22 protein-coding genes and 2 pseudogenes are annotated in these 25,460 nt (G+C 70.1%); 17 read left to right on the top strand and 7 right to left on the bottom strand.

What is annotated here, in order from left to right:
- Positions 1-48 precede the first annotated feature (48 nt).
- Entirely contained in the window at positions 49-1,419 is a 1,371-nt protein-coding gene (locus ACFC79_RS34945; RefSeq protein WP_376248865.1) for a peptidase C39 family protein, read from the top strand.
- A gap of 212 nt (positions 1,420-1,631) precedes the next feature.
- Here ACFC79_RS34945 and ACFC79_RS34940 read toward each other — a convergent pair.
- A pseudogene (locus tag ACFC79_RS34940) lies at positions 1,632-1,993 on the bottom strand (alpha-L-fucosidase); the annotation flags it as partial.
- A gap of 110 nt (positions 1,994-2,103) precedes the next feature.
- On the bottom strand, positions 2,104-2,169 hold the full coding sequence (locus ACFC79_RS34935) for a hypothetical protein (protein ID WP_376248890.1): 66 nt from the start codon (positions 2,167-2,169) through the stop codon (positions 2,104-2,106).
- A 564-nt stretch (positions 2,170-2,733) separates the two neighbouring features.
- Between ACFC79_RS34935 and ACFC79_RS34930 the strand changes: the two genes are divergently transcribed.
- The 7 genes and pseudogenes from ACFC79_RS34930 to ACFC79_RS34900 form a co-directional block, all read left to right on the top strand.
- Entirely contained in the window at positions 2,734-3,591 is an 858-nt protein-coding gene (locus ACFC79_RS34930) for a fumarylacetoacetate hydrolase family protein (protein ID WP_376248864.1), read from the top strand.
- A gap of 10 nt (positions 3,592-3,601) precedes the next feature.
- Entirely contained in the window at positions 3,602-4,942 is a 1,341-nt protein-coding gene (locus ACFC79_RS34925) for an enolase C-terminal domain-like protein (RefSeq protein WP_376248862.1), read from the top strand.
- Positions 4,939-5,721: an SDR family NAD(P)-dependent oxidoreductase gene (locus ACFC79_RS34920; protein WP_376248861.1), complete on the top strand. Its 783-nt coding sequence runs from the start codon at positions 4,939-4,941 to the stop codon at positions 5,719-5,721. The genes ACFC79_RS34925 and ACFC79_RS34920 overlap by 4 nt, the downstream gene beginning before the upstream one ends.
- A 41-nt stretch (positions 5,722-5,762) precedes the next feature.
- Positions 5,763-6,800, top strand: a complete 1,038-nt coding sequence (locus ACFC79_RS34915; RefSeq protein WP_376248888.1) for an aldo/keto reductase — start codon at positions 5,763-5,765, stop codon at positions 6,798-6,800.
- 114 nt (positions 6,801-6,914) lie between these two features.
- The gene (locus tag ACFC79_RS34910; protein WP_376248859.1) at positions 6,915-7,226 is read left to right on the top strand and encodes an L-rhamnose mutarotase; all 312 of its coding nucleotides are present in this window, start codon (positions 6,915-6,917) and stop codon (positions 7,224-7,226) included.
- The gene (locus ACFC79_RS34905; RefSeq protein WP_376248858.1) at positions 7,223-8,080 is read left to right on the top strand and encodes an amidohydrolase family protein; all 858 of its coding nucleotides are present in this window, start codon (positions 7,223-7,225) and stop codon (positions 8,078-8,080) included. The genes ACFC79_RS34910 and ACFC79_RS34905 overlap by 4 nt, the downstream gene beginning before the upstream one ends.
- A 495-nt stretch (positions 8,081-8,575) precedes the next feature.
- Positions 8,576-8,908 (top strand): annotated as a pseudogene (locus ACFC79_RS34900) (transposase); the annotation flags it as partial.
- A 142-nt stretch (positions 8,909-9,050) separates the two neighbouring features.
- Here the strand turns inward: ACFC79_RS34900 and ACFC79_RS34895 are convergent.
- From ACFC79_RS34895 to ACFC79_RS34885, 3 genes are read right to left on the bottom strand one after another with little or no spacing between them, the layout of a single operon-like run.
- Entirely contained in the window at positions 9,051-10,094 is a 1,044-nt protein-coding gene (locus tag ACFC79_RS34895) for a LacI family DNA-binding transcriptional regulator (RefSeq protein ID WP_376248856.1), read from the bottom strand.
- Positions 10,095-10,139: 45 nt separating this feature from the next.
- On the bottom strand, positions 10,140-10,469 hold the full coding sequence (locus ACFC79_RS34890) for a hypothetical protein (protein WP_376248854.1): 330 nt from the start codon (positions 10,467-10,469) through the stop codon (positions 10,140-10,142).
- Between the two features lie 5 nt (positions 10,470-10,474).
- Entirely contained in the window at positions 10,475-11,446 is a 972-nt protein-coding gene (locus tag ACFC79_RS34885) for a DUF6772 family protein (protein WP_376248853.1), read from the bottom strand.
- A 99-nt stretch (positions 11,447-11,545) separates the two neighbouring features.
- On the opposite strand from ACFC79_RS34885, the gene ACFC79_RS34880 reads away from it, so the two are divergent.
- The 4 genes from ACFC79_RS34880 to ACFC79_RS34865 are packed head-to-tail and all read left to right on the top strand — an operon-like array spanning position 11,546 to position 16,722.
- Complete coding sequence (locus ACFC79_RS34880; protein WP_376248851.1) at positions 11,546-12,856, top strand: MFS transporter; 1,311 nt, start codon at positions 11,546-11,548, stop codon at positions 12,854-12,856.
- A 27-nt stretch (positions 12,857-12,883) separates the two neighbouring features.
- Positions 12,884-13,897: an NAD(P)-dependent alcohol dehydrogenase gene (locus ACFC79_RS34875; RefSeq protein WP_376248849.1), complete on the top strand. Its 1,014-nt coding sequence runs from the start codon at positions 12,884-12,886 to the stop codon at positions 13,895-13,897.
- A gap of 30 nt (positions 13,898-13,927) precedes the next feature.
- On the top strand, positions 13,928-15,421 hold the full coding sequence (locus ACFC79_RS34870; RefSeq protein ID WP_376248847.1) for an FGGY-family carbohydrate kinase: 1,494 nt from the start codon (positions 13,928-13,930) through the stop codon (positions 15,419-15,421).
- Positions 15,422-15,450: 29 nt separating this feature from the next.
- Positions 15,451-16,722 carry a phosphatidylserine/phosphatidylglycerophosphate/cardiolipin synthase family protein gene (locus ACFC79_RS34865; protein WP_376248846.1) on the top strand — a complete coding sequence of 424 codons (1,272 nt, stop codon included), beginning with the start codon at positions 15,451-15,453 and terminating at the stop codon, positions 16,720-16,722.
- 481 nt (positions 16,723-17,203) lie between these two features.
- Here the strand turns inward: ACFC79_RS34865 and ACFC79_RS34860 are convergent, their stop codons facing one another.
- A complete protein-coding gene (locus ACFC79_RS34860; RefSeq protein WP_376248844.1) occupies positions 17,204-18,457 on the bottom strand; it encodes a glycoside hydrolase family 18 protein in 1,254 nt (417 codons plus the stop codon).
- 429 nt (positions 18,458-18,886) lie between these two features.
- On the opposite strand from ACFC79_RS34860, the gene ACFC79_RS34855 reads away from it, so the two are divergent.
- The gene (locus tag ACFC79_RS34855; protein ID WP_376248842.1) at positions 18,887-20,059 is read left to right on the top strand and encodes an acyl-CoA dehydrogenase family protein; all 1,173 of its coding nucleotides are present in this window, start codon (positions 18,887-18,889) and stop codon (positions 20,057-20,059) included.
- Positions 20,060-20,518: 459 nt separating this feature from the next.
- On the opposite strand, the gene ACFC79_RS34850 is transcribed toward ACFC79_RS34855, so the two are convergent.
- On the bottom strand, positions 20,519-20,902 hold the full coding sequence (locus ACFC79_RS34850) for a hypothetical protein (protein WP_376248841.1): 384 nt from the start codon (positions 20,900-20,902) through the stop codon (positions 20,519-20,521).
- Between the two features lie 203 nt (positions 20,903-21,105).
- On the opposite strand from ACFC79_RS34850, the gene ACFC79_RS34845 reads away from it, so the two are divergent.
- The 4 genes from ACFC79_RS34845 to fxsA all read left to right on the top strand — a co-directional run bounded on the left by ACFC79_RS34845 (position 21,106) and on the right by fxsA (position 25,258).
- Positions 21,106-21,546 (top strand): Lrp/AsnC family transcriptional regulator, encoded by a 441-nt coding sequence (locus ACFC79_RS34845; protein ID WP_376248839.1) that lies wholly within the window; start codon positions 21,106-21,108, stop codon positions 21,544-21,546.
- 71 nt (positions 21,547-21,617) lie between these two features.
- Positions 21,618-23,264, top strand: coding sequence for an amidohydrolase (locus ACFC79_RS34840; RefSeq protein ID WP_376248837.1), 1,647 nt, complete (start codon positions 21,618-21,620; stop codon positions 23,262-23,264).
- Positions 23,265-23,816: 552 nt separating this feature from the next.
- A complete protein-coding gene (locus ACFC79_RS34835) occupies positions 23,817-24,584 on the top strand; it encodes a polyprenol monophosphomannose synthase (protein WP_376248835.1) in 768 nt (255 codons plus the stop codon).
- Positions 24,585-24,670: 86 nt separating this feature from the next.
- On the top strand, positions 24,671-25,258 hold the full coding sequence (gene fxsA / locus ACFC79_RS34830; RefSeq protein WP_376248833.1) for an FxsA family membrane protein: 588 nt from the start codon (positions 24,671-24,673) through the stop codon (positions 25,256-25,258).
- The last annotated feature ends 202 nt before the right edge of the window (positions 25,259-25,460 follow it).

Below are 25,460 nucleotides of genomic sequence, written 5' to 3'. Positions count from 1 at the left end.
TGTCGTGCACCCGCAACCCCATCCAGCCGATCATCGGGGGTCCCGCCCATGAACCGACCGACCTCGCGCAGGACCGTGCTGACCGCCGCACTCGCCGCGGCCGCCACCGTCGGCACGGCGTCGTCCGCCGCCTCCGCGAACGCCGCCCCTCGCCCCACCGCCCCGCCCACCGCACATCCGACGGATGCTTCCCGCGTGGACAACCACTCCTGGCACACGTACCTCGACTGGCGCGGCGGCTCCGGCACCGGAACGCACGCGGTCGCGGGCCCGAGACCCGGTCTGGCGATCCGCCGGGCCGAGGGGCGTACCGACTACACAGATCCGCACACCGGGCGGACCGCCACCTGGGAGTACGCGACCTGGACCTCGCCGGTCCACCGTTCCGCGGTCCCGGCGACCGAGATGATCGCCTCCTGGAACGCCCACACCCCCGAGGGCACCTGGATCCAGGTCGAGCTCCAGGGCCGCTACGCGGACGCCACCTGGACCCCGTGGTACGTGATGGGCCGCTGGGCCTCCGGCGACGGCGACATCCGGAGGACCTCCGTCGACGACCAGACCGACGGCAGGAGCTCCGTCTGGACCGACACCCTCTCGGTGGACGACGCGGCGGGCGGAACGCGGCTGGTGGCCCACCGGCTGCGCCTGACCCTCCACCGCACCCCGGGCACCCGCCGCACCCCCACCGTGTGGCGGGTCGGCGCGATGGCCTCCGACATCCCGGACCGTTTCACCGTGCCCGCCAGCACCCCCGGCCTCGTCCACGAACTGGCGGTGCCGCGCTACTCGCAGAACATCCACGCCGGGCAGTACCCGGAGTACGACAACGGCGGCGAGGCGTGGTGCAGCCCGACCTCCTCGCAGATGATCATCGAGTACTGGGGGCGCCGCCCCACCGCCGAGGACCTCGCCTGGGTCGAGCCGGGCCTGCCCGACCCGCAGGTCTGCCACGCGGCCCGGTTCACGTACGACTACCAGTACGAGGGCTGCGGCAACTGGCCGTTCAACGCCGCCTACGCCGCGACCTACGACGGCATGAGTTCCGTGGTGACCAGGCTCGGTTCGCTCACGGACCTGGAGACCCTGATCCGGGCGGGCATCCCGGTGATCACCTCGCAGTCCTTCCTCAAGGAAGAGCTGACCGGCGCCGGCTACGGGACCTCCGGGCACCTCATGACGGTGATCGGCTTCACCGCGGACGGCGACGTGATCGCGAACGACCCGGCCTCTCCGAGCAACGAGGCGGTGCGCCGGGTCTACCGGCGTCGCGAGTGGGAGAACATCTGGCTGCGCACCAAGCGCTACGACGCGAACGGCAAGGTCAGAAGCGGTACGGGCGGGGTGTGCTACCTGTACTGGCCTGCTAAGCCAGCACCGAGCCAGCGCCGGGTTCTGAAGTCGTTCGGCCTGCTGTGAGCATGTGCGGCGCCACGGCGGTCTCCACGATCTGACGGCAGCGCTCCCGGCCGTCCTGCGTGCTCGCCGACGAGCACCGTTGCCTGCTCGTCGGCGTCGGCGGCCGTCGGCGCGTCGATCCACAGCACGCCCGGGACGTCGCCGAGGCCACCGGCGACTCGATGACACAGCTCCGCCCCGGTGCCCACGACCCGAACCCGGCGCACCTGGTTGCGCAGTCCCCGTACCGACACCGACTCGCGCGGCGCGCTCACGTAGCCGGCGACCAGGTCCCGGCCTGCGGGTGTGCGCCGGACGACGTCGAGGTCGCCGTGCTTGCTGTCCCACAGGGCCACCCCATCGTGGTGACGTGCGGTCAGGGCCGTGTACCGGGCCCGGCGCGCTTGAACGGGCGGGCCCAGTCCTCGGGGGAGTACCGCGAGGCGGTGAAGCCGTCCAACTGCTTCATGCACTGCGCGCGGGACGTCTGGCCCTGGTACATGGACCAGGACTCCGGGACGCCGTCGACGGTGCAGATCCCGTAGTGGATGAAGATGCCCGGCTTGGCGTCGCGGAACCAGGGTTGCATGGTCATGGCAAAGATCCTTCGTATGTCGGGAGAGGTCGGTCGCGTGCCGATGTCCCGGCGGCAGGTCGACACAACCCCGTGTCGCGTGGGAGGAGCTCACCATTTCTGGTCCGTTTTCACCCTCGGTTCCGCAGCCCTTCGAGCATGGCGGCCATGGTCGCGTTCCCGGAGGCGGCGACGATGGCCTGACGGAAGCTCAGGTCGAGCCGCAGTGCCTCGTCGGCATCGGCCGGTGGCCTCCATGGCTTCCAGGGGTCCCGTCACGGTCGCCAACTGCTCCTCGTCGATCCGTGCCGCGGCGAGAGCGGTGGTGTGGGAGTCCAGAACCCGTCGAGCCCCCAGCAGCTCCAGGAGCTGCGGGCCGCGGGACGGGTCCACGGCGATGCCGAACGTCTCCAGCAGGCTCGGCACCGAGGCGTGTCACTCCGATGCTCTGACGCGGGCAACGTAATCGACCCATAGGTAGGATCAATATCTCAAGATCTGTTAGGCCGGGCTTCCCTTTCGGGGTTGACTCCCATGAAAGGTCGGATCAATATGTGCGGGCGGGACTTCTGACGGAATCGACAGCCCGGAGGTTTCGGCCCGGCCGCCGCTCTGGACGGTGTCCGCATCGACGAGCCGTCCCACGTCGAGTGACTGCCCGGCCGTCCGGCCGGGCCTCGGCGCCGCCCGACTTCCGGCGCCACACCCCGCCGAACTCCTGCGCCGAACTCCTCCGACCAACTCCTGGAAGGCAATTGCTGGTGAAGCTGCTGCGTGTGGGCGACCCGGGCAAGGAGCGCCCTGCCGTCATGACTTCCGCCGGAACTGTGCTGGGCCTCTCCCCGCTGGCCGCCGACATCGACAGGCCCTTCCTGGAGTCGGGCGGACTCGAACGAGTGAGAGCCGCTCTTGAGGCGGGAGGCTCCGGCCTGCCGCGGATCGACATGACAGGTGTCAGGGTGGGAGCACCGGTCGCCCGGCCCGGGAAGGTCGTCTGCGTGGGCCTCAACTACCAGGACCACGCCGAGGAGACCGGCGCGTCGATCCCCACCCGTCCCGTCGTCTTCATGAAGGACCCCGACACTGTTGTCGGACCCTACGACGGCGTGCTCATCCCGCGCGTCTCGGCCAAGACCGACTGGGAGGTCGAACTCGCCGTCGTGATCGGCCGGACCGCCCGCTACCTGGAGGGCCCCGAGGAGGGCCTTGCCCACATCGCGGGCTTCGCGATCAGCAACGACGTGTCCGAGCGCGAGTTCCAGCTCGAGTACTCGCCCCAGTGGGATCTCGGGAAGTCGTGCGAGACGTTCAACCCCCTCGGTCCGTGGCTCGTCACGCCGGACGAGGTCGGGGACCCGCAGGACCTGACGCTGCGTCTCACCGTCAACGGCGAGACGCGACAGCACGGGAACACCCGTCACATGATCTTCGATGTCGGCCATCTGGTCGCGTACCTGAGCAACTACATGGTGCTGCGGCCGGGTGACGTCATCAACACGGGCACCCCCGCCGGCGTGGCACTGGGACTGCCGGGCACGCCCTACCTCCGCCCGGGCGACACCGTCGAGGCGTCCATCGACGGCCTCGGCACCCAGCGCCAGACGTTCACCCGAGCCTGAGAGGCCGCACATGACATCGGCCCACCCGCGAATCACCGCGGTCGAGACCTACGACATCCGCTTCCCCACCTCCCGGGAGCTGGACGGGTCCGACGCCATGAACCCCGACCCGGACTACTCGGCCGCCTACGTGGTCCTGCGGACGAACGCGGAGGACGGTCTCGAAGGGCACGGCTTCGCCTTCACCATCGGCCGAGGGAACGACGTCCAGGTCGCGGCCATCGAATCCCTGGCGCCCTACGTCGTCGGACGCGACGTCACCGAACTGTGCGACGACCCCGGCTCGCTGGCCCGGGACCTGACCGGCGACAGCCAGTTGCGATGGCTGGGACCGGAGAAGGGCGTCGTGCACATGGCCATCGGTGCGGTGGTCAACGCGGTGTGGGACCTGGCCGCCAAGCGAGCGCGCAAGCCCCTCTGGAAGTTCCTCGCCGATGCCACCCCCGAGTGGCTGGTCTCCCAGGTGGACTTCCGCTACATCGCCGACGCGCTCACGCCCGCGGACGCGCTCCAGATCCTGGCCGCCGGAAAGGAAGGCGCCCCCGAACGGGAGCGGCGCCTGGTGCAGCGGGGCTATCCCGCCTACACGACCTCCCCCGGCTGGCTCGGCTACTCCGACGAGAAACTCACCCGTCTCGCCCGCCAGGCCGTGGCGGACGGCTTCACCCAGATCAAGCTCAAGGTCGGAGCCGACCGCGAGGACGACATCCGGCGGATGCGCGCGGCCCGGGCCGCCGTCGGCCCGGACATCCGCATCGCCATCGACGCCAATCAGCGCTGGAACGTCCCCGAGGCCATCGAGTGGTGCGAGGCGCTCTCCGAGTTCGACCCGTACTGGATCGAGGAGCCGACCAGCCCCGACGACATCCTCGGCCACGCGACCATCCGCAGGAGCGTGGCCCCGGTCAAGGTGGCCACCGGCGAGCACGTCCAGAACCGCATCGTCTTCAAGCAACTCCTGCAGGCCGGTGCCATCGACATCCTCCAGATCGACGCGGCCCGGGTCGGCGGGGTCAACGAGAACCTGGCGATCCTCCTGCTCGCGGCCAGATTCGCGGTGCCCGTCTGTCCGCACGCCGGCGGCGTCGGCCTCTGCGAACTGGTCCAGCACCTGTCCATGTTCGACTACGTCGCCCTCTCCGGCACGACCGAGAACCGGGTCATCGAGTTCGTCGACCACCTGCACGAGCACTTCCTCGCACCCGTGGTCATGCGCGACGGGCACTACCGGGCTCCCTCGGCCCCCGGTTTCTCCGCCGAGATGGACGTCGCCTCCCTCACCACCTTCGCCCACCCGGACGGCAGCTTCTGGACCGCCGACCGAGCCCCCGTACAGGAGACCCCCGCATGACCGCCTCTCGCGCCCTGACCGCCCCGACCACCCTGACCGGCCTGAAGGCCGTTGTGACCGGCGGCGCCTCGGGCATCGGACTGGCCACCGCCGAACTGCTCTCGGCCCGAGGCGCCCACGTGGCCGTCCTGGACCTCGCGCCCGACGACGTCCCCGTCCACCTGCGGGGATACCGCACCGACGTCCGCGACGACTCCTCCGTACGGCGGGCCGTCGACACCGCGGCCGCCGACCTCGGCGGCATCGACATCCTCGTCAACAACGCCGGCATCGGCGCCATCGGCACCGTGGAGGACAACGAGGACGACCAGTGGCACAAGGTGCTGGACGTCAACGTCCTCGGCGTCGTCCGGGTCACCCGCGCCGCACTCCCGCATCTGCGGAAATCCGGCAACGCGTCCGTCGTCAACACCTGCTCCATCGCGGCCACTGCGGGACTGCCCCAACGCGCCCTCTACAGCGCCAGCAAGGGCGCCGTGCTCTCCCTCACCATGGCCATGGCGGCAGACCACATCCGTGACGGCGTCCGTGTCAACTGCGTCAACCCGGGCACCGTCGACACCCCCTGGATCGCCCGCCTCCTCGACGCCGCTCCCGACCCGCGGGCCGAGCGAGCCGCGCTGGAGGCGCGACAGCCCTCGGGGCGCCTCGTCACCGCCCACGAGGTGGCCGAAGCCATCGCCTACCTCGCAGGCCCCGCGGCCGGATCCGTCACCGGAACCGCGCTGCCCGTGGACGGCGGCATGGCGGGACTGCGCCTGCGCCCGACAGCACACTGAAAGGCACCACCTTGCACGCCCAAGACCACACCGGGTGCCCGATGCTCGGCCGGAGCGGAGTTTTTGTCAGCCGACTCTCCTTCGGCGGCGCCGCCATCGGCAACCTGTACACCGAGGTCGACCCCGCGCACGCCGCCCGCACCGTCGACGCGGCCTGGGACGCCGGCATCCGCTACTTCGACACCGCACCGCACTACGGGCTCGGACTCTCCGAACGGCGGCTCGGAGCGGCGCTGCGGACACGCCCCCGGCACGAGTACGTGCTCTCCACCAAGGTCGGACGGATCCTCGAACCGACCGTGACCCGCGGTGACGACCGGGACAACGGCTTCGCCGTACCCGCCGACCACCGGAGAGTGTGGGACTTCAGCGCCCAGGGCGTCCGCCGCAGCATCCATGAAAGCCTGCGGCGCCTGGAGCACGACCGGATCGACATCGTCTATCTCCACGACCCGGACGACCACGCCGAGAAAGCGTTCGGCGAGGCGTACCCGGAGCTGGAGCGGCTGCGTTCGGAGGGAGTCGTCTCCGCCATCGGCGTGGGGATGAACCAGAGCCGGATGCTCAGCCGCTTCATCCGCGACACCGACGTGGACGTGGTGCTGTGCGCGGGGCGGTACACCCTGCTGGACCAGGAGGCCCTCGACACACTGCTGCCCGAGGCACACGCCCGGGGCAGGAGCGTCGTCGTCGGAGGCGTCTTCAACTCCGGCCTGCTCGCCGACCCGCGCCCCGGTGCCACCTACGACTACGCCGCCGCGCCCCCGGAGATCCTCGACCGCGCCCTGCGTCTGAAGGCGGTGGCGGATCGCCATGCCGTACCGCTGAGGGCCCTGGCCCTCCGTTTCCCCCTGGGACACCCGGCGGTCGCCAGCGTACTCATCGGGGCCCGGTCCGCCCACGAAGTGAACGACGCGACGGCGATGCTCGCCCACCCCGTGCCCGAGGACGTGTGGACCGACCTGCGGGCGGAGGGCCTGCTGCCGGAGAGCGTCCCGGTGCCGGGAAGCGTCTCGCTCCCGCAAACGGACGCGCCATGCGCACAGCACTCTCCCGGCCGGGCACGACCGTCCCACTGACCATGGCCCCCGGACCGTCCGCCACCAGCGACATCGAACTCGCCAGGGCCGAGGGGTTCCTCGACCCGCGCACCCTCGACGGCATCGTCAACTCCACACACGCAAAGGAAAGCCATGAGAGTCGCTTTGCACACCAAAGTGCGTGCCGATCGCATCGCGGATTACGAGGCCGCCCACCGAGCCGTACCGGCGGAACTGACCGACGCGATCCGGGCAGCGGGTGCAACCGCCTGGACCATCTGGCGCAGCGGCACGGACCTGTTCCACCTCATCGAGTGCGACGACTACGCCGGCCTGCTCAACCGCCTGAGGCACCACCCCGTCAACGTCGCCTGGCAGGAACGGATGGGCGAACTCTTGGACGTCACCCACGACTACGGCGGTGAAGGCGCCACAGCCGGCCTGCCCACGGTCTGGTCCCTGTGAAGGCCACGAACCTCGTCGATGCCCACCACCATGTGTGGGACCTCGGCGTACGTGACCAGGACTGGATCCGGGGCGAGGCGCTCGGCCCCCTGCGGCGCACCTTCTCCCTCAACGACCTCGCACCCGAGGCGCGCGCCGCGGGAGTGGGAGCCACCGTTCTGGTCCAGACCGTCGTCGTCGCCGACGAGACACCCGAACTGCTGCGCCTCGCCGAGGACAGCGACCTCGTGGCCGGGGTGGTCGGCTGGACGGATCTGACCGCGCCGGACGTCGCGGAGGAACTGGACCGCCTCCGGAGCCTGCCCGGCGGCCGGCACCTCGTGGGCATCCGGCACCAGGTGCAGAGCGAGCCCGACCCCGACTGGCTGCTGCGCCCCGAAGTCCTGCGCGGTCTGGCCGCCGTGGCCGCCGAAGGACTTGCGTACGACCTGGTGATCGTCCCACGCCAGCTCCCCGCGGCGCTGAGGGCCGCCGGTCTGCTGCCGCAGCTGACGTTCGTTCTCGACCATGCGGGCAAGCCGGCGATCGCGGCGGGAGAGCGGGAACCCTGGGAGGCGGAGCTGAGGGCGCTCGCGGCCCTGCCGAACACGGTCTGCAAGCTCTCCGGCCTGGTGACGGAGGCCGACTGGCATGCCTGGAGCATCGACGACCTGCGTCCCTACACGCGGGTGGTTCTGGACGCGTTCGGCCCCGGCCGCGTCATGTTCGGCTCGGACTGGCCGGTGTGCACGGTGGCCGCTTCGTACCAGCAGGTGGTCGGCACCGCACAGCAGTTGACGGAAGACCTTACCGACGAGGAACGCTCCTCCGTCTTCGCCACCACGGCCCGACGCATCTACGGCCTGGAGCGCTGACCGGCCGGAACGGTGCCGGACGACTGCGGCACGCGGCGCCGGCAGACGGTGGGCCTGGCCCGTACCCGGGCAGGCTCCATGTGCGAACCGCCGGTGGGCCCACGAAGATGATCGCTGCCCGAGTGAGGTTCCCCCGAGATGCGGACAGCGGCTCACCGCCGGACGCAAGGCGTATCGGGGCGCCGGCAGCTCCATCCGGGTGCCCTTCCGTGGCCGTCGCCTCAAGCGGTGGCAGCGTCGGAACAACGGCACGACGCCGACGAGCGCCCGGCCCAGGAAGACGGTTCCACCGATAACAAGGATCTTCATGCCCGTAAGGCTTTCATCGTGCAACTAATACTCCAGTCTGGTTCCGCGATCTTGCCGCGGACCCGGCGGAGAACGGGCACGGCCACCGCGTGATCATCGGGGGTTGTGTGGACTCCTGAAGATCGTGCGGTGGCCGCAGGCCATAGCGTATGCCCTGCCCGCTGGCGGGCGACGTTCGATCAGGTCATGGCCCGGATCGCGGGCCGGTTCGGGCGGGTTGAACCCCGAGCGGCGGCCCGCTCCCACCTGCTCGGGCTGCTGCCGAAGGTCGAACGGAAGAACTGCTGGCAGCTGGCCGAACAGGCCGGCCATGCCCGGCCCGGATCGATGCAGCGCCTGCTGCGCCATGCCTGCCGGGACGCCGACGCGGTCCGCGACGACGTACCTGCCTACGCCGCCGAGCACCTCGGCACCGGCGGCGCCGTTCTCGTGGCCGACGAGACCGACTTCCTGAAGAAGGGCTGGGTCTCGGCGGGCGTGCAGCGGCAGTACACCGGCACCGCGGGACGCATCGAGAATGGTGTGTACTTTCCGGAGGTGCCCTTGTAGCGAATCACCTGCCTCCCGGTTCGCAAGCCGGAACGACACCCGGGACCTTCAGATCGGTGTCGGTCGCTCTCCACTGTGTGCCCTGGATGGTGTCGGGCTCAGGACGCCGGTGTCAGTCGGAGGAGTCCGCCACGGTGGCACTGCTGTCCCGGACGATGAGCTCGGGACGGATCAGACGCCGTGCCGCGGGACTGGTACTGCCCGCCACACGCTGGAGCAACGTGGCGACGGCGAGTTCGCCGACCAGGACGGCCGGAAGCCTGATCGATGTCAGGGACGGGGTGCTCCAGGCCGCGAACGGGAGATCCCCGTAGCCCGCGACCTTCACCTCCCCGGGCACGTCCCTCCCCATCTCGTGCAGCGCCTTCAGAGCCCCCAACGCGAAGAAATCATCGCCGGTCAGGACGGTGTCGAAGGCCTTCGGATCCGCCAGACGTTCCAGCACCACGCGGTGCCCTTCCTGCGCTCGCCACTCCGGGCCGGTGTTCTCGAAGCGGCGTGTCGGGACGTCCACGAATTCGGTCCCGACCGCCGGTGAACCCGCCGAGGCCCGCTGGATCCCGTGCTTGCGGGACTCGATGGTGCTGATCGCCAGGTCCTCGTCCAGGCACAGGATGCGGCAGGCACCGGTACCGATCAGGTGCCTGGCCACCGCATAACTGCCCGCCTCGCTGTCGACCCCCACAAAGTCGGTCGGAGCATCGGCGATCTCACGAGAGGCTGCCACGACAGGGATTCCGGCGGCATGCACCTGCTCCCAACTACGGCCCGCACCCTGGACCGGGATGGCGATGACTCCCGCCGGTCTGGACCGAATGATCTGTTGAGTGATCTGCGCTTCCTGTTCCGGGAGTTCGTCGGTCACGTAGAGGTCCAACGAGTAGCCCGCCGCCCTCACGCCGGACTCGATCGCGGCCAACAGCTGAGAAGCGAAGGCGTGAGTCGCGGACGGGATGGTCACCGCCAGGGTCTCCACCGCGGTGCCACCCGGGGACTGGGAGGGCAGGATGTAGCCGACTTTCACCGCTTCGTTGAACACGAGGTTCCTGGTGCGTTCACTGACGCCGTCCTTGCCCCGCAGGGCGCGCGAGACGGTGTTGGGAGACAGCCCCAGTGCCGCAGCCAGATCGTCCAACGTGTGGCGAGTCGTTGCCATATCCACTCCTCCCGCGCGCCCCCGTGGCACACCCCGTCGTGCTGATTATTCCTTGAGGGCCAGACAGACACGCGTCAAGGGCGTCGACGCGGTGCCCTCCGGTGTGACCACCAGGCGCAGCCAGTGGCCGAACTGGGTGACCGCGGACGTGAGGACCCCCCGCTGAGGGCCCTGGACGGGCTCCGACTCATGGTCCATCCACACCAGGCCGTCGGGCGAGATCTGGGTGCGGAAGCTGACCGTCCCGGTTCCCTCTTCCAGGAACTGGACGAACCAGCGGGCCTCCGTCGCCCAGGCGACCTCGAAGGGTTCGGTGGCGAACTCGCCTTCGAGGGCCTTGCCGCGTTCGAGAACGGCGGTCTGAGATTCACGCATGACAGTCACCAATCTGCCGAGATGACAACGGAGTCGAGGTACAGGAAGTTGCGCTGGCCGCTGAGCGAACGCACCGAGAAGTAGAAGTTGAGGAGGTTTTCGAGCGAGCCGTAGCGCTCCTCGTAGATCGGCACAGGGACGTCGGACCAGTCCATGATCCGGTCGTTGAGCTGCAGCTCGACGTTCTTGCGGGCCTCCGTGTCGATGACCCACCGCAGGTAGTGCCAGTTGACCTTGGTCGGAACCTCGTTCATGCACAACTCCTGCGGCTCCCCGTAGACCTCCCAGTCCTCCGGGTCGGGTGCCGTGAAGTCAGCCGCGTAGGGGAAGTCGACCTTGCCCTCGAAGTGCTCTCGAGGCGTCGGCTCGGGAACGGTGGGGTACTTCCACTGGCGGAGCATGTTCCCGTCTTCGTCCGCGTTCTGGTAGCGGGCGACGGTGTGATACCGCACCCCGCCATCCCCGCACAGGTCGGTGGCCACGGTGAAGGCCCCGAACTGTGCCTCGGACGGATGGCTGTTGCCGTCCCAGGACATGTCACCGAACGTTTCGTCCGCGTCGGGGTCGACCACGGCCTCGGCCTTGTAGGCGAGGTATGCCTCGATCTGCAGCAGTCCCCGCCCGCTCATGGTCAGCCGACGGATCGCAGTGGCCGTGTGGCCCGGGTACGGGCGTGACGCGAGCTTCAGGGCGTAGGTGCCGGACATGGCCCCGTGGGTGCCCACGTCGAAGAAATCGCAGGAGGAGAGCTGCGGCGGACGGAAGTCACGGAAGTGACGGTCGAGCGATTCGTACTCGCCCTTGCCGTTGTAGTTGCCGCCGAGTTCCACCCAGCCGTGCAAGCCGGAGTTGAAGTCGTCGTGGGCCAGGATGCGCGGCAACGGGTTGAAGCGGGAGAGCTGAGGATCGGCCGCCTGCACCGCCCGACGGATCGTGGCTTCGAGGTCTGGACCGGGGATGTTGTTGGAGCTCGTCATGTTTCTAACGTTAGAAGCATGGTGAAAAAAATACAAGAACCTTGCACTCGGGGATGTTTTCGTTAGGATCGTGTGATCCACGCCACCGGAAGGAACGCCATGGCGAACAGCCCCAAGCTCTCGAAAGCGACCCTCGCTTCCACAGTCGGTACCGCCCTGGAGTGGTACGACTTCTCCCTCTACGGCACCGCGTCCGCGTTGGTGCTCTCCCACGTGTTCTTCCCGGGTGGCAACCCGGCGGTGGCGGTCCTGGCCTCTCTTGCGACCTTCGCCGTCGGATTCTTCGCCCGGCCTGTCGGTGGCGTGATCATCGGGCTCCTGGGGGACCGCTTCGGACGCAGGCAGATGCTGTTCGTCACCTTGCTCCTCATGGCGGTGTCCTCCACGCTGATCGGATGCCTGCCGAGTTTCGCGCAGATCGGTGTGTGGGCCCCCGTCCTCCTCGTCACGCTGCGAGTGCTGCAGGGCCTCGGTGCCGGCGGCGAGTACGCCGGTGCGATGCTGCTCTCGGCCGAGCACGCCACCAAGGAACGGCGAGGGCTCAACGCCGCCATTCCCAGCGCCGGTAATGCCCTTGGCTCCCTCCTGGCCACAGGCATCTACTTCTTCATGCAGGCGGTCCTCCCGCACGAGGCCTTCATGTCCTGGGGCTGGCGTGTCCCGTTCCTGCTGAGCATCGTCCTCGCACTGGCGGCATTCCTCATTCGGCTGCGAGTGAGCGAGAGCCCCGAGTTCGCGCGGGCCGAACACGCACCCACCGTCGCGAGCACGCGCTTCCGGGAGGTCTTCCGTCTCGGCGGCCGCCGCATCCCGCTGGCCATGGCCATGAGCATCGCCCCCAACGTGCTCTCGTACCTGCCGTCCGTGTACGCGTTGACCTACCTCAGCACCCAGGTCGGCGCACCCGAATGGATCGGCCTCTTCGGCATCATCATCGCCAACCTGCTCAAGCTGGTCACGATCCCCACCGCCGGCTGGCTGTGCGACCGTTTCGGCGGCAAGACCTTGATGATCATCGGTTGTCTCTCCGGCGCCGCCCTGTTCTACCCGTTCTTCTGGATGCTGGACACAGGCACCCCGATCTGGACCTGGGCCGCTCTGGTCATGATCTTCACCCTCTGCTGCGACCTGACCCTGGCTTCCCAAGCGACCATGCTCGCCGGCCTGTTCGACGTCCACGTGCGGTACACCTCCGTGACCTTCAGCCGGGAGATCACGGGCGCACTTGTCGGCGGCACCATCCCCTTCGTGGCCGCCGCGCTCACCGGTGTCTTCGACGGACGGCCGTGGCTCGTCGCCGCCTACTGCTCCGTCCTGTGCATCGTCTGCGCCGTGGCCACGTTCTTCCTCCCCTCCACCCGTCACCAGGACACGGCCCCAGAGGCATCACCTGTCGGCCAGCCCGCCTGATCCACCCTCCCGACCGAAAGGAACCCCATGAGCAACCTCGCAGCTGTCATGACCGCTCTCGGCACCATCGAGATCCAGGAACGTCCCGAACCCCGACCTGCTCCCGGCCAAGCTGTCATCGCACCACGGGCGGTGGGCGTCTGCGGGTCGGATGTTTCGTACTTCCTGAACGGACAGGTCGGGCCCTTCGTCGTGGAGGGCGACTTCATCCTGGGGCATGAACTCTCCGCCGATGTGGTCGCGGTCGCCCCGGACGTGACGCACGTGAAGGTCGGCGATCGGGTAGCGGTGGAACCGGGTGTGCCGTGTCGCGACTGCAGCCAGTGTCGTGCCGGTCGCTACCACCTCTGCCCGGATCTCGAGTTCCTGGCGACGCCGCCCTACCACGGGGCACTGGTGCAGAGGCTGGCGATCGATGCGCGCACGTTGTTCGTGATGCCGGATTCGATGAGCTACGAGGAGGGCGCCCTCCTCGAACCGTTGTCCGTCGGCCTCTGGGGTTGCCACCGGGCCGGCCTGACACCGGGGGACAAGGTTCTCGTCACCGGTGCCGGCCCGGTCGGACTCCTGACCGCCGAGGCCGCCCGCGCCGAGGGCGCCCTCGGCGTCACCGTCTCCGACATCTCCGCCACCCGGCTCGAGTTGGCCGCCGCCCACGGATTTGCCACCCTGAGCGGTGATCAACTTGCGGCGTGCGGCCAGGACTTCGATGTCCTGCTCGAGTGCAGTGGTGCGCCCGGGGTGTTGCGTCAAGGTCTCGAGCGGCTGCGCCAGGGGGGACGTGCCGCGGCCATTGGCATCGGCAAGAAGGACGTCGAACTGCCGCTCCACACACTCAACTGGAACGAGATCACCCTCTCCACGGTGAACCGCTACAAGGACACCTGGCCGCTGGCGATGTCCCTCGTGTCCTCGGGACGGGTCGACCTGTCCGGACTCCACACCGGAAGCTTCGGGCTCGCCGAGACTGCCGAAGCCCTCCTGGCGGGCCGCGACGATCCGCACTCCGTCAAGGCCATCATCTACCCGCAGCAGGCCTGACCTGGCCCAACCGTCGGAAGGAGCAAGGTCATGCAATGCCGCACCGGCACAGACCGCATCCAGGTCACCCTCGGGGTGGACATCGGCACTTCGAGTTCCAAGGGCGTCCTCGTGGACACCGAAGGGAACATCAGGGCCCGTGCCGAGCGCACGCACACGGTCGACCAGCCTCGCCCGGGCTGGTTCGAAATGGACCCTCGGGCCTGGTGGGACGAATTCACGAGCATCTGTCGAGAACTCCTCTCGCTCGGGAACTACCGAGTGAGTGCCGTGGGGGCCAGTGGCATGGGACCGTGCGTCGGACTCACCGACGAGGCCGACGTCCCCGTACGCCCGGCGATCCTGTACGGCGTCGACACGCGGGCACAGGACCAGATCATCGAGCTGGAGGAACGCCTCGGGGCCCAGGAGATCCTGGCACGTTGCGGCTCGGCGCTCACCACCCAGGCCGTGGGGCCGAAGATCGCGTGGATCCAGCAGCACGAACCGGAGGCCGCGGCCCGGGCCCGGCATCTCTACATGCCTTCCAGCTGGATCGTGAGACGACTGACCGGCAATTACGTCCTGGATCATCACTCGGCCAGCCAGGCGACCCCGCTGTACGCACTGGATCAGGAGCGATGGTACGAGCCATGGGTGGACGCGTTGTGCCCCGGGCTGGAGATGCCGGCCCTGCTCTGGGCGGGCGAACGCGCAGGTTCGGTGACGGCCGAGGCCGCGGAACTCACCGGACTCGAACCCGGCACCCCCGTGGTGGCCGGAACCATCGATGCCTGGGCCGAGGCCGCGTCGGTGGGCGCCACCGAACCCGGTGACCTGATGCTGATGTACGGAACCACCCTCTTCATGGTGAACACCAACGACTCCGCCCTACGCCACCCGGCCTTGTGGGGGACCGCAGGGCTTCGCCCGGGAAGTCGCTGCTTGGCGGGTGGGCTCTCGACGTCGGGGGCGATCACCACCTGGCTCTCCCGACTCACGGGTGCCGACATCCCCACCTTGGTGGAGGAAGCATCCCAAGCACCCGCCGGGGCCGGCGGTTTGCTCACCCTGCCGTACTTCAGCGGAGAGCGGACGCCACTGCTGGACCCCGACGCCCGCGGAGTCATCAGCGGTCTGCACCTGGGCCACTCCCGCGGCGACCTCTATCGAAGCGTGTTGGAGGGCGTCGGATACGCCGTGCGTCACAACGTCGAGACGTTCCGCGAGGCAGGCGGCCGGATCGATCGTGTCTTCGCGGTGGGTGGCGGGGCCTCCAGCGCGTTGTGGCCGCGCATCGTCAGCGCCATCTGCCGGCTTCCGCAGCGGATCCCCCGGCACACGGTGGGGGCCAGCCTGGGCATGGCCTTCATCGCCGCGTCACTCGAGAGCCCCCCCGCCATCAACCTGTGGAACCCCTCGGTGGACATCATCGAGCCGTCCGTGGAGCCCGTCTACCAGCGGGGCTACCACCTCTTTCGCGAGCTCTACCCGGCCACCGCCCCACTCGTGCACGCGGCCGCGGTTCCACTTCCCCAAGCGTGAGCCCCCAAGTCATACAACGAGGAACGCACATGAGAAATCTCCTCCCCCGGACCCTCGGCGCCGTGCTGGCCGTGCCGTTGATGCTCGGTGGCGCACTCGCCGTCGCCGCCCCGGCCACCGCTTCACCCGCCGCCGGCGCACCGACCGACGCCGCGGCGTCGGTCGCCACCATCGATCCCGGCAAGATCCCGGAGACCCCCTGCGTCACCGCTCCGCGAGTCAAGGTGAGCACCGGTGCGGTCTTCTCCGACCCGCTGCGCAACCGGGCCGGCGCCGTTGCCGAGCGCCTGTGCTCATACTTCAAGCAGGCCGACCGCGGTTCCACCATCTCCCTGGGTGCTTTCGTGATCTCCGGCAAGGCGGGCGAGGACTACGTGGACCAGCTGGTGGCCGCGTACCGCCGCGGGGTCAACGTGCAGGTGGTGATGGACGGTTGGCAGATCTCCAAGGCCCCGGCCGCCCGGCTGATCGATCAGCTCGGCACGGACACCGGCTCCGGATCCTGGGTGGCCGTCTGCTCGCACACCTCTCCCGAGGGCGACACGAGCTCCTGCCAGGGCACCAAGGGCATGCACAACAAGTTCGCCCTGTTCTCCTCGCTCTCCGGCCAGAAGGACGTGGTGGTGCAGTCCTCCGCGAACGTCACCGACGTGAACCACGTCAGCTACTGGAACAACGCCCTCACGGTGACGGGCGACCGCGGCCTCTACCGGGCCTACCGCTCGTACCACGCAGACCTGGCCGCGATGAAGCAGGACCCCGACTACCATCGCACCGTCACCTCACGCGGCCCGTCCGGCGTCTCGGTGGCCCGTTTCTTCCCCGTCGCGACGGCAGATCCGGTCGAGGAGCGACTCTCCACCCTGCGCTGCGTCCCCGGGCACACCCGGATCGCCGTGGGCATGAGCGAGTGGGACGACACCCGCGTGGGCATCGTGCAGGAGCTCGCCCGCCTGAAACGCCAGGGCTGCCGCGTGTCGGTCGTGGCCGGGCCGCTGGGCGAGCAGGTCTCCTCGACCCTGGACAACGCCGGCGTCCCACACCGGAACCTCGAGGACGAGAAGGCAACCGGCCGCCTGCACTCCAAGTACCTGGTGGTCTCCGGCGCCCGCGACTCCGCCTCCCCGAAGGGCAATCGCGGGGATGCTTCATTCGTCTTCACCGGTAGCCACAACTACAACTTCACCAGCCTGCGCCGCAACGACGAGGCCGTCCTCGAGCTGCACAATCACAGCGTGGTGAAGCAGTACTTCGCCAACTCCGACCGGCTGTGGCAGGTCTCCCTCAGCCCGACCGCCTGAGAGGGCGTTACTGAGTCGGCTCGTCAGGGTGAACCTTCGCGAAGGCCCTGATGGGTCCGGAGCGCCGGCTGTGTTCCACGGTGTGTGAGATCTGCGGATCGGGGCGGGCGGTGGCCTGTTGATGCCGTCGAAGGAGCATCAGGGCCCGCATGCTCGTGGTGAGTGTTTCGATCGCCGGGGTCTGCACGGTGACGAACGCGGCGTGGTGGGTGAGACGTTCCTCCACACCGCGTGCCGGTTCCCCGGGAACGGGAAGCATTCCCGGGGCGGAGGGGCGCCCCGTCGTCCGGGCGGTGTCCGTGTGCGGGCGGCGGCGGGGTGTGTGGAACCGATGTCCCCGTCATGACCGTTGCCGTGGGCGGACCGCCGCGGTGGTCCGCCCGCCGAAGCCGGTGGGTACGTGGATCGCGCGGCCGGGTGGGGGCACCCGGCCGCGCGGCCCGTGCCGGATCGCGTCGGATCCCGTGGGGAAGCGGAAGGATCAGTTGATCGCCTTGATCAGCTCCCCGTCGGTGGTGTCGCCGCTGAGCTCCCAGAAGAAGGTCCCGCCCAGGCCCTGCTGGTTCTTGTAGTTCATCTTGGTGGCGATGGTGGCCGGGGTGTCGTAGCTCCACCAGTTGGTGCCGCAGTGCGCGTACGCGGTGCCCGCGACGGTTCCGGTGGTGGGGCAGCTGGTCTTGAGGATCTTGTAGTCCTCGATGCCGGCCTCGTAGGTGCCGGGGGCGGCGCCGGTGGCGGTGCCGCCGGGGGCGTCCTGGGTGACGCCGGTCCAGCCGCGGCCGTAGAAGCCGATGCCGAGCAGCAGCTTCGAGGCGGGGACGCCCTGGGCCTTCAGCTTGTCGATCGCGGCCTCACTGTCGAAGCCCTCCTTCGGGATGCCCTCGTAGGAGGTCAGCGGGGAGTGCGGGGCGGTCGGGCCCTTCGCGTCCCAGGCGCCGAAGAAGTCGTACGTCATCACGTTGTACCAGTCCAGGGACTGGGCGGCACCGGCGTAGTCGGCGAGATCGATCTTGCCGCCGTCGGAGGCGTCGGCGGTGATGGCGGCGGTCACCAGGTTGTTGCTGCCGAACTTGGCGCGGAGGGCCGTGGTGATGGCCTTCAGCGCGTCCGGGCCGCTGGTGTCGCAGGTCAGGCCGCAGGCGTTGGGGTACTCCCAGTCGACGTCGATGCCGTCGAAGACATCGGCCCAGCGGGGGTCCTTCACCAGGTTGTAGCAGGAATCGGCGAACGCGGCCGGGTTCTTCGCGGCCTCACCGAAGCCGCCGGACCAGGTCCAGCCGCCGAACGACCAGATCACCTTGAGCTCCGGGTGCAACTTCTTCAGCTTCCGCAACTGGTTGAAGTTGCCCCGCAGGTCCTGGTCCCAGGTGTCGGCCACCCCGTCGACGGACTGATCCGCCGTGTACGCCTTCTCGTAGTCGGCGTAGGAGTCGCCGATCCCGCACTTGCCGCCCTGGACGTTGCCGAAGGCGTAGTTGATGTGCGTGAGCTTGTCCGCCGAGCCGGAGGTCTCGATGTTCTTGACGTGGTAATTGCGCTGGTAGACACCCCAGTTGGTGAAATACCCGACCACCTTGTCGCCGGCCGCCGTGGGGGAGGCGGCCGGTGCGGGGGTGGGGGCCGCACCGGCCGGGGCGGTGCCGGCCACGCCGAGCAGGGCGGCGCCGAGGGCGGCCGCACAGGCCGTCGCGGCGAACGCCCTGATGCGGGTGCGGGTGCCGTGCTGTCCAGACATCTTGTCTCCTCGTGGGGGAGGGAACCCAGTGCCCCCTCCCGGCAGGTACCGCCACGGGGCAGGCCCTGCCGGTCACGACACTGGCGAGTGGGGGAATGCCGCCGGCCGTTCCACGGATTTGGCATGAACGCGGAAAGGCCGGTTCGGGTGGAACCGTAGATGGACTAGACCAGTTGGGTCAATGGTTCGGACCAATTCCGCTGATCCTCATACCCGGTTCGGGGTCGCCCGGTCACCCCGTGACGGATATCGTCCGATCGGGCATACTCAAGCCGCCACAGCCGCTGGCCAGCAGCTCTCGTAATCCGGGGGCCGGTGTTGGTTGGGCAGCAGTGCTCTTCCGTGCCAGGTGCCGGAAGAACTCGGCGGCGCCGCCCACACCCCGCGCGCGCGACCGTCGCAACGCCCGACAGGGAGGAGAGCGCCATCATGTCCGACCGTGCCCCGCAACCGGTGGAACGCCGGTTGCCCACCGAGGAGTCCCGACAACTGCTCGTGCTCGTCCGCGAGATCGCCGAGCGGGAGATCGCGCCGAGGGCGGCCGAGGAGGAGGCGGCGGGCAAGTTCCCGCGCGAGGTCTTCACGCTGCTCTCCGAGTCCGGTCTGCTCGGTCTGCCCTATGACTCCGCCCACGGCGGCGGCGACCAGCCGTACGAGGTCTACCTCCAGGTCCTGGAGGAGCTCGCGGCCGCCCGCCTCACCGTCGGTCTCGGCGTCAGCGTCCACTCCCTGGCCTGCCACGCGCTCGCCGGATACGGCACCGACGAGCAGCGGGCCGAGCACCTCTCGGCGATGCTCTCGGGCGGCCTGCTCGGCGCGTACTGCCTCTCCGAGCCCGCTTCCGGCTCCGACGCCGCCTCGCTCCGTACGAAGGCCGTGCGGGACGGCGACGACTGGGTCGTCACCGGCACCAAGGCATGGATCACCCACGGCGGCATCGCCGACTTCTACACGGTCCTGGCGCGCACCGGGGGCGAAGGCGCGCGCGGTATCACCGCCTTCCTCGTCCCCGGCGACGCCGAGGGGCTGAACGCGGCCGCGCCCGAGAAGAAGATGGGCATGAAGGGCTCGCCCACCGCGCAGCTGAACTTCGACGGCGTGCGGGTCTCCGACGCCCGCCGCATCGGCGACGAGGGGCAGGGCTTCGCGATCGCGCTGTCCGCACTGGACTCCGGCCGTCTGGGCATCGCCGCCTGCGCGATCGGGGTCGCCCAGGCCGCCCTCACCGAGGCCGTCGGCTACGCCGCCGGACGGCAGCAGTTCGGTCGCCCCATCGCGGACTTCCAGGGTCTGCGGTTCATGCTCGCCGACATGGCCACCCGGATCGAGGCGGGCCGGGCCCTCTACCTGGAGGCGGCCCGGCTGCGTGACGAGGGCAAGCCGTTCTCGCGCCAGGCGGCGATGGCCAAACTGTTCTGCACGGACACGGCCATGCAGGTCACCGTCGACGCCGTCCAGGTCCTCGGCGGATACGGCTACACCGCGGACTTCCCGGTGGAACGGCTGATGCGCGAGGCCAAGGTGCTGCAGATCGTCGAGGGCACCAATCAGATTCAGCGGATGGTCATCGCCCGCCATCTCGCGGGACCCGAGACGCGCTGACCCGCGACGGCCGCTCCGACCACACCGGCGTCGCCACGAGCCGGTGCCACTGCTGGTCGTGGCGGCCGGGCAGCGTGCGTCCGGCGCTCTCCCAATGACGCAGCAGCGCCCCGTGGATGGGCGGATCCGCGGGGTGCGGGGGTGTGCGGGGTTTCGACCGCGGTGACGTGGCGCGCGGCGTCGATCGCGGCCCGGACCGCGGAACCGATTCTTCGGCGGTTGGGGCGGAGGGGCGACGGCGGCCGGGACCGGCCGTCGGGGGCGGTGGGGTCATACCCGGCCAACGGTGCGGGGCGGGCCCGGGTCACTGCCGGGCCGATTCGAGAGGCCGTTCGCCGGTTCCCGTGGTGCGATGATTCCCGCGGCGGGCACCGGCCCGTCGGCGCGGTGCGGTGCAGATTCGACAGGGTGGGCCCGGACGGTGTCCGGGCCGTGCCGTCCCAGGGGGCGGGAGTGCCCTCAGGCCGCGGCGCGCCGCAGCGGACGCGAGCCGGGTCCCCCCGCATGCGAGAAGGGCTGCATCCGCCAGTCCAGTCCCTGGGGGAGCGTCAGCAACAGGCCGGTGTCCTGCTCCTGGAGGTCGAGCGACTCGTCGGCCGGCTGCGTCCGGGACACCGCACGGCCCGTGCCGGCGCAGACCTGCAGAACGAACGGATTCCACGGAGTCGGGCACAACGCGTGCTCGGGGAGTACGTCCTCGTCCGCCAGCAGCGCGATCGGCCGGGTGCAGTCCGGGCAGATCACCCGGTACATCTCGAACGTGTCGTACATGTCGGGAACGGCGTCCTCGGCCGGATCGATCGGCTCCGGTTCGGAACGTTCGGTGAGCTTCAGGCTCTGCATGGGAAATTCCCCCCTCGGGTGGGCCGACAAGGCGCCACGGCCTCGACCACAGCAAGCACTTCCCGTCGCGCATCGGCCGTAACCGCGGGGTGGGCGACTACCGGTCCGTAAACATGTGGCATTCGTCACATGCCCGCCGCAGGTGCCATTCGGGAGCCCCCGCCACTGTGCCCGAAGGGCTCGGGGGCAATAGGTTGATCCGTATGGAGGAGTTGGACCGACAGATCGTGGAGTTGCTCGTCAAGGACGGGCGGATGAGCTACACCGACCTGGGCAAGGCCACGGGCCTGTCCACCTCGGCCGTTCATCAGCGCGTGCGCAGGCTGGAGCAGCGCGGGGTGATCCGGGGTTATGCCGCGGTCGTCGACCCGGAGGCCGTCGGGCTGCCGCTCATGGCCTTCATCTCGGTGAAGCCCTTCGACCCCAGCGCGCCGGACGACATCGCGGAGCGGCTCGCGGACGTCCCCGAGCTGGAGGCATGCCACAGCGTCGCGGGTGAGGAGAACTACATCCTCAAGGCGCGGGTCGCGACCCCGCTGGAACTGGAGCACCTGCTCACCCGGATCCGTTCGCTGGCGGGCGTCTCCACCCGCACCACGGTCGTCCTGTCCACCCCGTACGAGGCCCGGCCCCCGAAGATCTGAGCGGCGGGTCCGTGCGCGGCTCGCGAGGGGGTGCGGGCCGCGCGGACCGGGGCAGGCGCGAGACTGGTCCCATGAACCGGAGCACCGCCCCCCAGAGCGAACACCGCACCGTGCTGCTGCGCGGTGGAGACGTCCACAGCCCCGCCGACCCCTTCGCCACCGCCATGGTGGTCGAACACGGCCATGTCGCCTGGGTGGGCTCGGAAGGGGCGGCCGACGCCTTCGCGAGCGGCGTCGACGAGGTGATCGACCTCGACGGGGCGCTGGTCACCCCGGCGTTCACCGACGCCCACGTCCACACCACGTCCACCGGCCTCGCGCTCACCGGTCTCGACCTCTCCGTGGCCCGGTCCCTGGACGAGGCACTCGGCCTGCTGCGCGCGTACGTGGCGGAGCACCCCGCCGACCGGGTCGTCCTGGGCCACGGCTGGGACGCCACGCGCTGGCCGGAGCGGCGCCACCCGTCACGGGGCGAACTCGATGCGGCGGCCGGTGGGCGGCCCGTCTACCTGCCCCGCGTCGACGTGCACTCCGCGGTCGTCACCACCGCCCTGCTCGACCTGGTCCCCGGCGTCACCGCACTGACCGGATACCACCCCGACGCGCCGCTGACCGGCGCCGCCCACCACGCGGTGCGCTCCGCGGCCCACGGCGCCGTCTCCCCGCGCCAGCGCGCCGACGCCCAGCGTGCCGCGCTGCGCCACGCCGCCTCGCTCGGCATCGGCACAGTCCACGAGTGCGGCGGTCCGGACATCTCCGACGAGGAGGACTTCGCGGGCCTGCTGAAGCTCGCCGCCGAGGAGAGCGGACCGCGGGTCTTCGGCTACTGGGCGGAGCAGGTCGCCGACGAGAAGGACGCCCGCCGCATCCGGGAGCTCGGTGCGATCGGCGCCGCCGGGGACCTCTTCGTCGACGGCTCGCTCGGCTCGCACACGGCCTGCCTGCACGAGCCGTACGCCGACGGGCCGGCCGGGCGCACCGGCGCCGCCCACCTCGATGCGGCGCGCATCGCCGCCCATGTCGCGGCCTGCACCGAGGCCGGACTGCAGGCAGGTTTCCACGCCATCGGCGACGCGGCGGTCTCCGCCGTGGTGGAGGGGGTCCGGGCCGCCGCCGAGCGCGTCGGGGCGGCCAGGGTCCGGGCCGCCCGGCATCGCGTGGAGCATGCCGAGATGCTCACCCCCGAGACCGTCGCCGCCTTCGCGGAGCTGGGCCTGACCGCCTCCGTGCAGCCGGCCTTCGACGCGGCCTGGGGCGGTGAGGACGGCATGTACGCCGAACGGCTCGGCGCCGAGCGGGCCAGGACCCTCAACCCGTACGCGGCGCTCCTGCGCGCCGGTGTGCCCCTGGCGTTCGGCTCCGACAGCCCGGTGACCCCGCTGGATCCCTGGGGCACCGTACGGGCCGCCGCCTTCCACCGCACGCCCGAGCACCGGATCTCCGTACGGGCGGGCTTCACCGCCCACACCAGGGGCGGTTGGCGGGCCGTCGGCCGCGACGACGCGGGGACGCTGGTGCCCGGCGCACCGGCCGACTACGCGGTCTGGCGCACCGACGACCTGGTGATCCAGGCCCCGGACGACCGCGTCGCCCGCTGGTCGACCGACCCGCGGTCGGGCACCCCCGGACTGCCCGATCTCACCCCCGGTGCCGACCTCCCGGTCTGCCTGCGGACCGTGGTGTTCGGACAAACTGTCTACGTACGGCCGAACGAGTGACATGCGGACATTTCGCACCATCGATCGAGAGTGTTTCCGTTCCGTCGTCACCTGCGGATCTTCAGCACTGACCAGGAGTGTTCTCCGAACGCCGCTGGTCGGCCGCAGGTCGGCAGGGGATTGACAGGACGCGCCCACCGGCCGGTAGGTTCGGCCGGGTCCACCACAGGACGCCCGACCGGTCGAACCTCCACGCAGTCGTCGAACGCCGCTGGGTCACGGGGTGGGGCGCGCAACGGCGCCCCACCACTGACAGCCAGGTTCAGCGCCCGCGCCTCGGGGGCGAGGGAAGGTTTCAGCCGGACGGGGGTGTGACCCGGGTGGGGCCCGGACGTTCAGTAGACAACGGCCCCAGGTCGACCCGCAGCCAGCGGGTCCCGGGCCGGCCCGAAGGGCGCCGGGCCCCCATCCGTAGTGTTCCGTCCTGCGATTCTGTCCGCACTTCCCTCCTTCTGTCCGTGGCGGTGCCCACACCTGCCCGACCGTGTCGGCATGCGGCCCCCGCGCGCTCGATATGGTGTGCACCTGCGTACGGAACTGAAGGGGCAGTAAGTGAACGACGGAGGTCAGCGGCGATACGGCCCGCTCGGCAGGACCTTGGTGATCATTCCGACCTACAACGAGGCCGAGAACATCACGCCGATCGTCAGCCGGGTGCGCGCCGCGGTGCCGGAGGCCGACATCCTGATCGCCGACGACAACAGCCCCGACGGCACCGGCAAGGTCGCCGACGAGATCGCGGCCGGGGACGAGCAGGTCCGGGTGCTGCACCGCAAGGGCAAGGAGGGGCTGGGCGCGGCCTACCTCGCGGGCTTCGACTGGGGCATCGAGCGTGACTACGGCGTGCTCGTGGAGATGGACGCCGACGGCTCCCACCAGCCCGAGGAGCTGCCCCGGCTGCTCACCGCGCTCAAGAGCGCCGACCTGGTGCTCGGCTCCCGCTGGGTGCCGGGCGGCCGGGTGGTCAACTGGCCGAAGTCCCGCGAGATGATCTCGCGCGGCGGCAGCACCTACTCCCGGCTCCTTCTCGGGCTGCGGACCAGGGACGTCACGGGCGGCTACCGGGCCTTCCGCACCGAGACCCTGCAGGGCATCGGCCTCGACAAGGTCGCCTCCCAGGGGTACTGCTTCCAGGTCGACCTGGCGCGCCGCGCGGTCGAGGCCGGGTACCACGTCGTCGAGGTCCCGATCACCTTCGTGGACCGCGAGATCGGCGACTCGAAGATGAGCCGGGACATCCTGGTCGAGGCGCTCTGGCGGGTCACCTCCTGGGGGGTCGCCACCCGCACGAACCGCGTCCTGGGCCGCAGGGACACCTGATCCGCGCGGGCGGCCGCCGCATCGCGGCGCCGCCCATGATCACCCCCGTACGCCATTCGGGCGGGCGTACGGGCACACTGGGGACCATGACGACCGGCACACCGCCCCCGACCGCCCGCAGGCGCTCCCGCGCCCGTACCTTCGTCCCGCTCGCCGTCGCCGCCTGGGCGGTGCTGGAGATCTGGCTGCTCACCGTCATCGCCGACGCGGCGGGCGGATTCACCGTGCTGCTGCTCCTGGTGGCGGGAATCGTCCTCGGGGCGGCGGTGGTGAAGCGGGCCGGACGCCGGGCCTTCCGCAACCTCACCGAGACGCTCCAGCGGATGCCGGGGCAGCCCGGGGCCGCCGCGGAGCCGGCCGCCGCCTCGTCCGGCGGGGGCAACGGCTTCCTGATGCTCGGCGGACTGCTGCTGATGATCCCGGGGCCGGTCTCGGACGTGGCGGGACTTCTGCTGCTGATGCCGTGGGTCCGTTCGGCGCTCGGCCGGTACGCCGAGAGGACGCTGGACCGCCAGATGCGTGCCGCGCCTCCCGGCAGCTTCTCGGACGCCTTCCAGCAGGCCCGCATTCACCGTCCGGACGGAAAGATCGTGCAGGGTGAGGTCGTCCGCGAGGAAGGCGTACAGCAGGACTCCCGTCCCGGTGACGGCCCTCGGCCGCCGCTGACCCCGTGATCCGCCGCGGTCGGGCCCGACCGCGAGCGATCGGGACCGACCGCCGGGCGGACGCCCAGCCGTTCGCCCGGCGCGCGGTCGTCCGTGTTCCGTGACGCGACAGAGCCGCGGGGGGCGCGGCCCCCGGGGGGGGGGGGCGGCCCCCCCGCGCGGAGTTCTGCGGGGGAGGCGGAGGAGGCGGGGGAGAAGGTGAAGCGAGAAG

It is taken from the genome of Streptomyces sp. NPDC056061, from assembly GCF_042266885.1.
Taxonomy (GTDB): domain Bacteria; phylum Actinomycetota; class Actinomycetes; order Streptomycetales; family Streptomycetaceae; genus Streptomyces.
The sequence above is the reverse complement of the archived record's forward strand: the minus strand, read 5'-3'. Positions and strand labels throughout refer to the sequence as shown.

Coding starts and splice junctions, on each gene's coding strand:
- ACFC79_RS34850 (WP_376248841.1), bottom strand. CDS start 20,902: ATGCAGAGCCTGAAGCTCACCGAACGTTCCGAACCGGAGCCGATCGAT.
- ACFC79_RS34875 (WP_376248849.1), top strand. CDS start 12,884: ATGAGCAACCTCGCAGCTGTCATGACCGCTCTCGGCACCATCGAGATC.
- ACFC79_RS34920 (WP_376248861.1), top strand. CDS start 4,939: ATGACCGCCTCTCGCGCCCTGACCGCCCCGACCACCCTGACCGGCCTG.
- ACFC79_RS34925 (WP_376248862.1), top strand. CDS start 3,602: ATGACATCGGCCCACCCGCGAATCACCGCGGTCGAGACCTACGACATC.
- ACFC79_RS34860 (WP_376248844.1), bottom strand. CDS start 18,457: ATGTCTGGACAGCACGGCACCCGCACCCGCATCAGGGCGTTCGCCGCG.
- ACFC79_RS34880 (WP_376248851.1), top strand. CDS start 11,546: ATGGCGAACAGCCCCAAGCTCTCGAAAGCGACCCTCGCTTCCACAGTC.
- ACFC79_RS34840 (WP_376248837.1), top strand. CDS start 21,618: ATGAACCGGAGCACCGCCCCCCAGAGCGAACACCGCACCGTGCTGCTG.
- ACFC79_RS34885 (WP_376248853.1), bottom strand. CDS start 11,446: ATGACGAGCTCCAACAACATCCCCGGTCCAGACCTCGAAGCCACGATC.
- ACFC79_RS34890 (WP_376248854.1), bottom strand. CDS start 10,469: ATGCGTGAATCTCAGACCGCCGTTCTCGAACGCGGCAAGGCCCTCGAA.
- fxsA (WP_376248833.1), top strand. CDS start 24,671: ATGACGACCGGCACACCGCCCCCGACCGCCCGCAGGCGCTCCCGCGCC.
- ACFC79_RS34855 (WP_376248842.1), top strand. CDS start 18,887: ATGTCCGACCGTGCCCCGCAACCGGTGGAACGCCGGTTGCCCACCGAG.
- ACFC79_RS34915 (WP_376248888.1), top strand. CDS start 5,763: ATGCTCGGCCGGAGCGGAGTTTTTGTCAGCCGACTCTCCTTCGGCGGC.
- ACFC79_RS34945 (WP_376248865.1), top strand. CDS start 49: ATGAACCGACCGACCTCGCGCAGGACCGTGCTGACCGCCGCACTCGCC.
- ACFC79_RS34870 (WP_376248847.1), top strand. CDS start 13,928: ATGCAATGCCGCACCGGCACAGACCGCATCCAGGTCACCCTCGGGGTG.
- ACFC79_RS34895 (WP_376248856.1), bottom strand. CDS start 10,094: ATGGCAACGACTCGCCACACGTTGGACGATCTGGCTGCGGCACTGGGG.
- ACFC79_RS34845 (WP_376248839.1), top strand. CDS start 21,106: ATGGAGGAGTTGGACCGACAGATCGTGGAGTTGCTCGTCAAGGACGGG.
- ACFC79_RS34910 (WP_376248859.1), top strand. CDS start 6,915: ATGAGAGTCGCTTTGCACACCAAAGTGCGTGCCGATCGCATCGCGGAT.
- ACFC79_RS34865 (WP_376248846.1), top strand. CDS start 15,451: ATGAGAAATCTCCTCCCCCGGACCCTCGGCGCCGTGCTGGCCGTGCCG.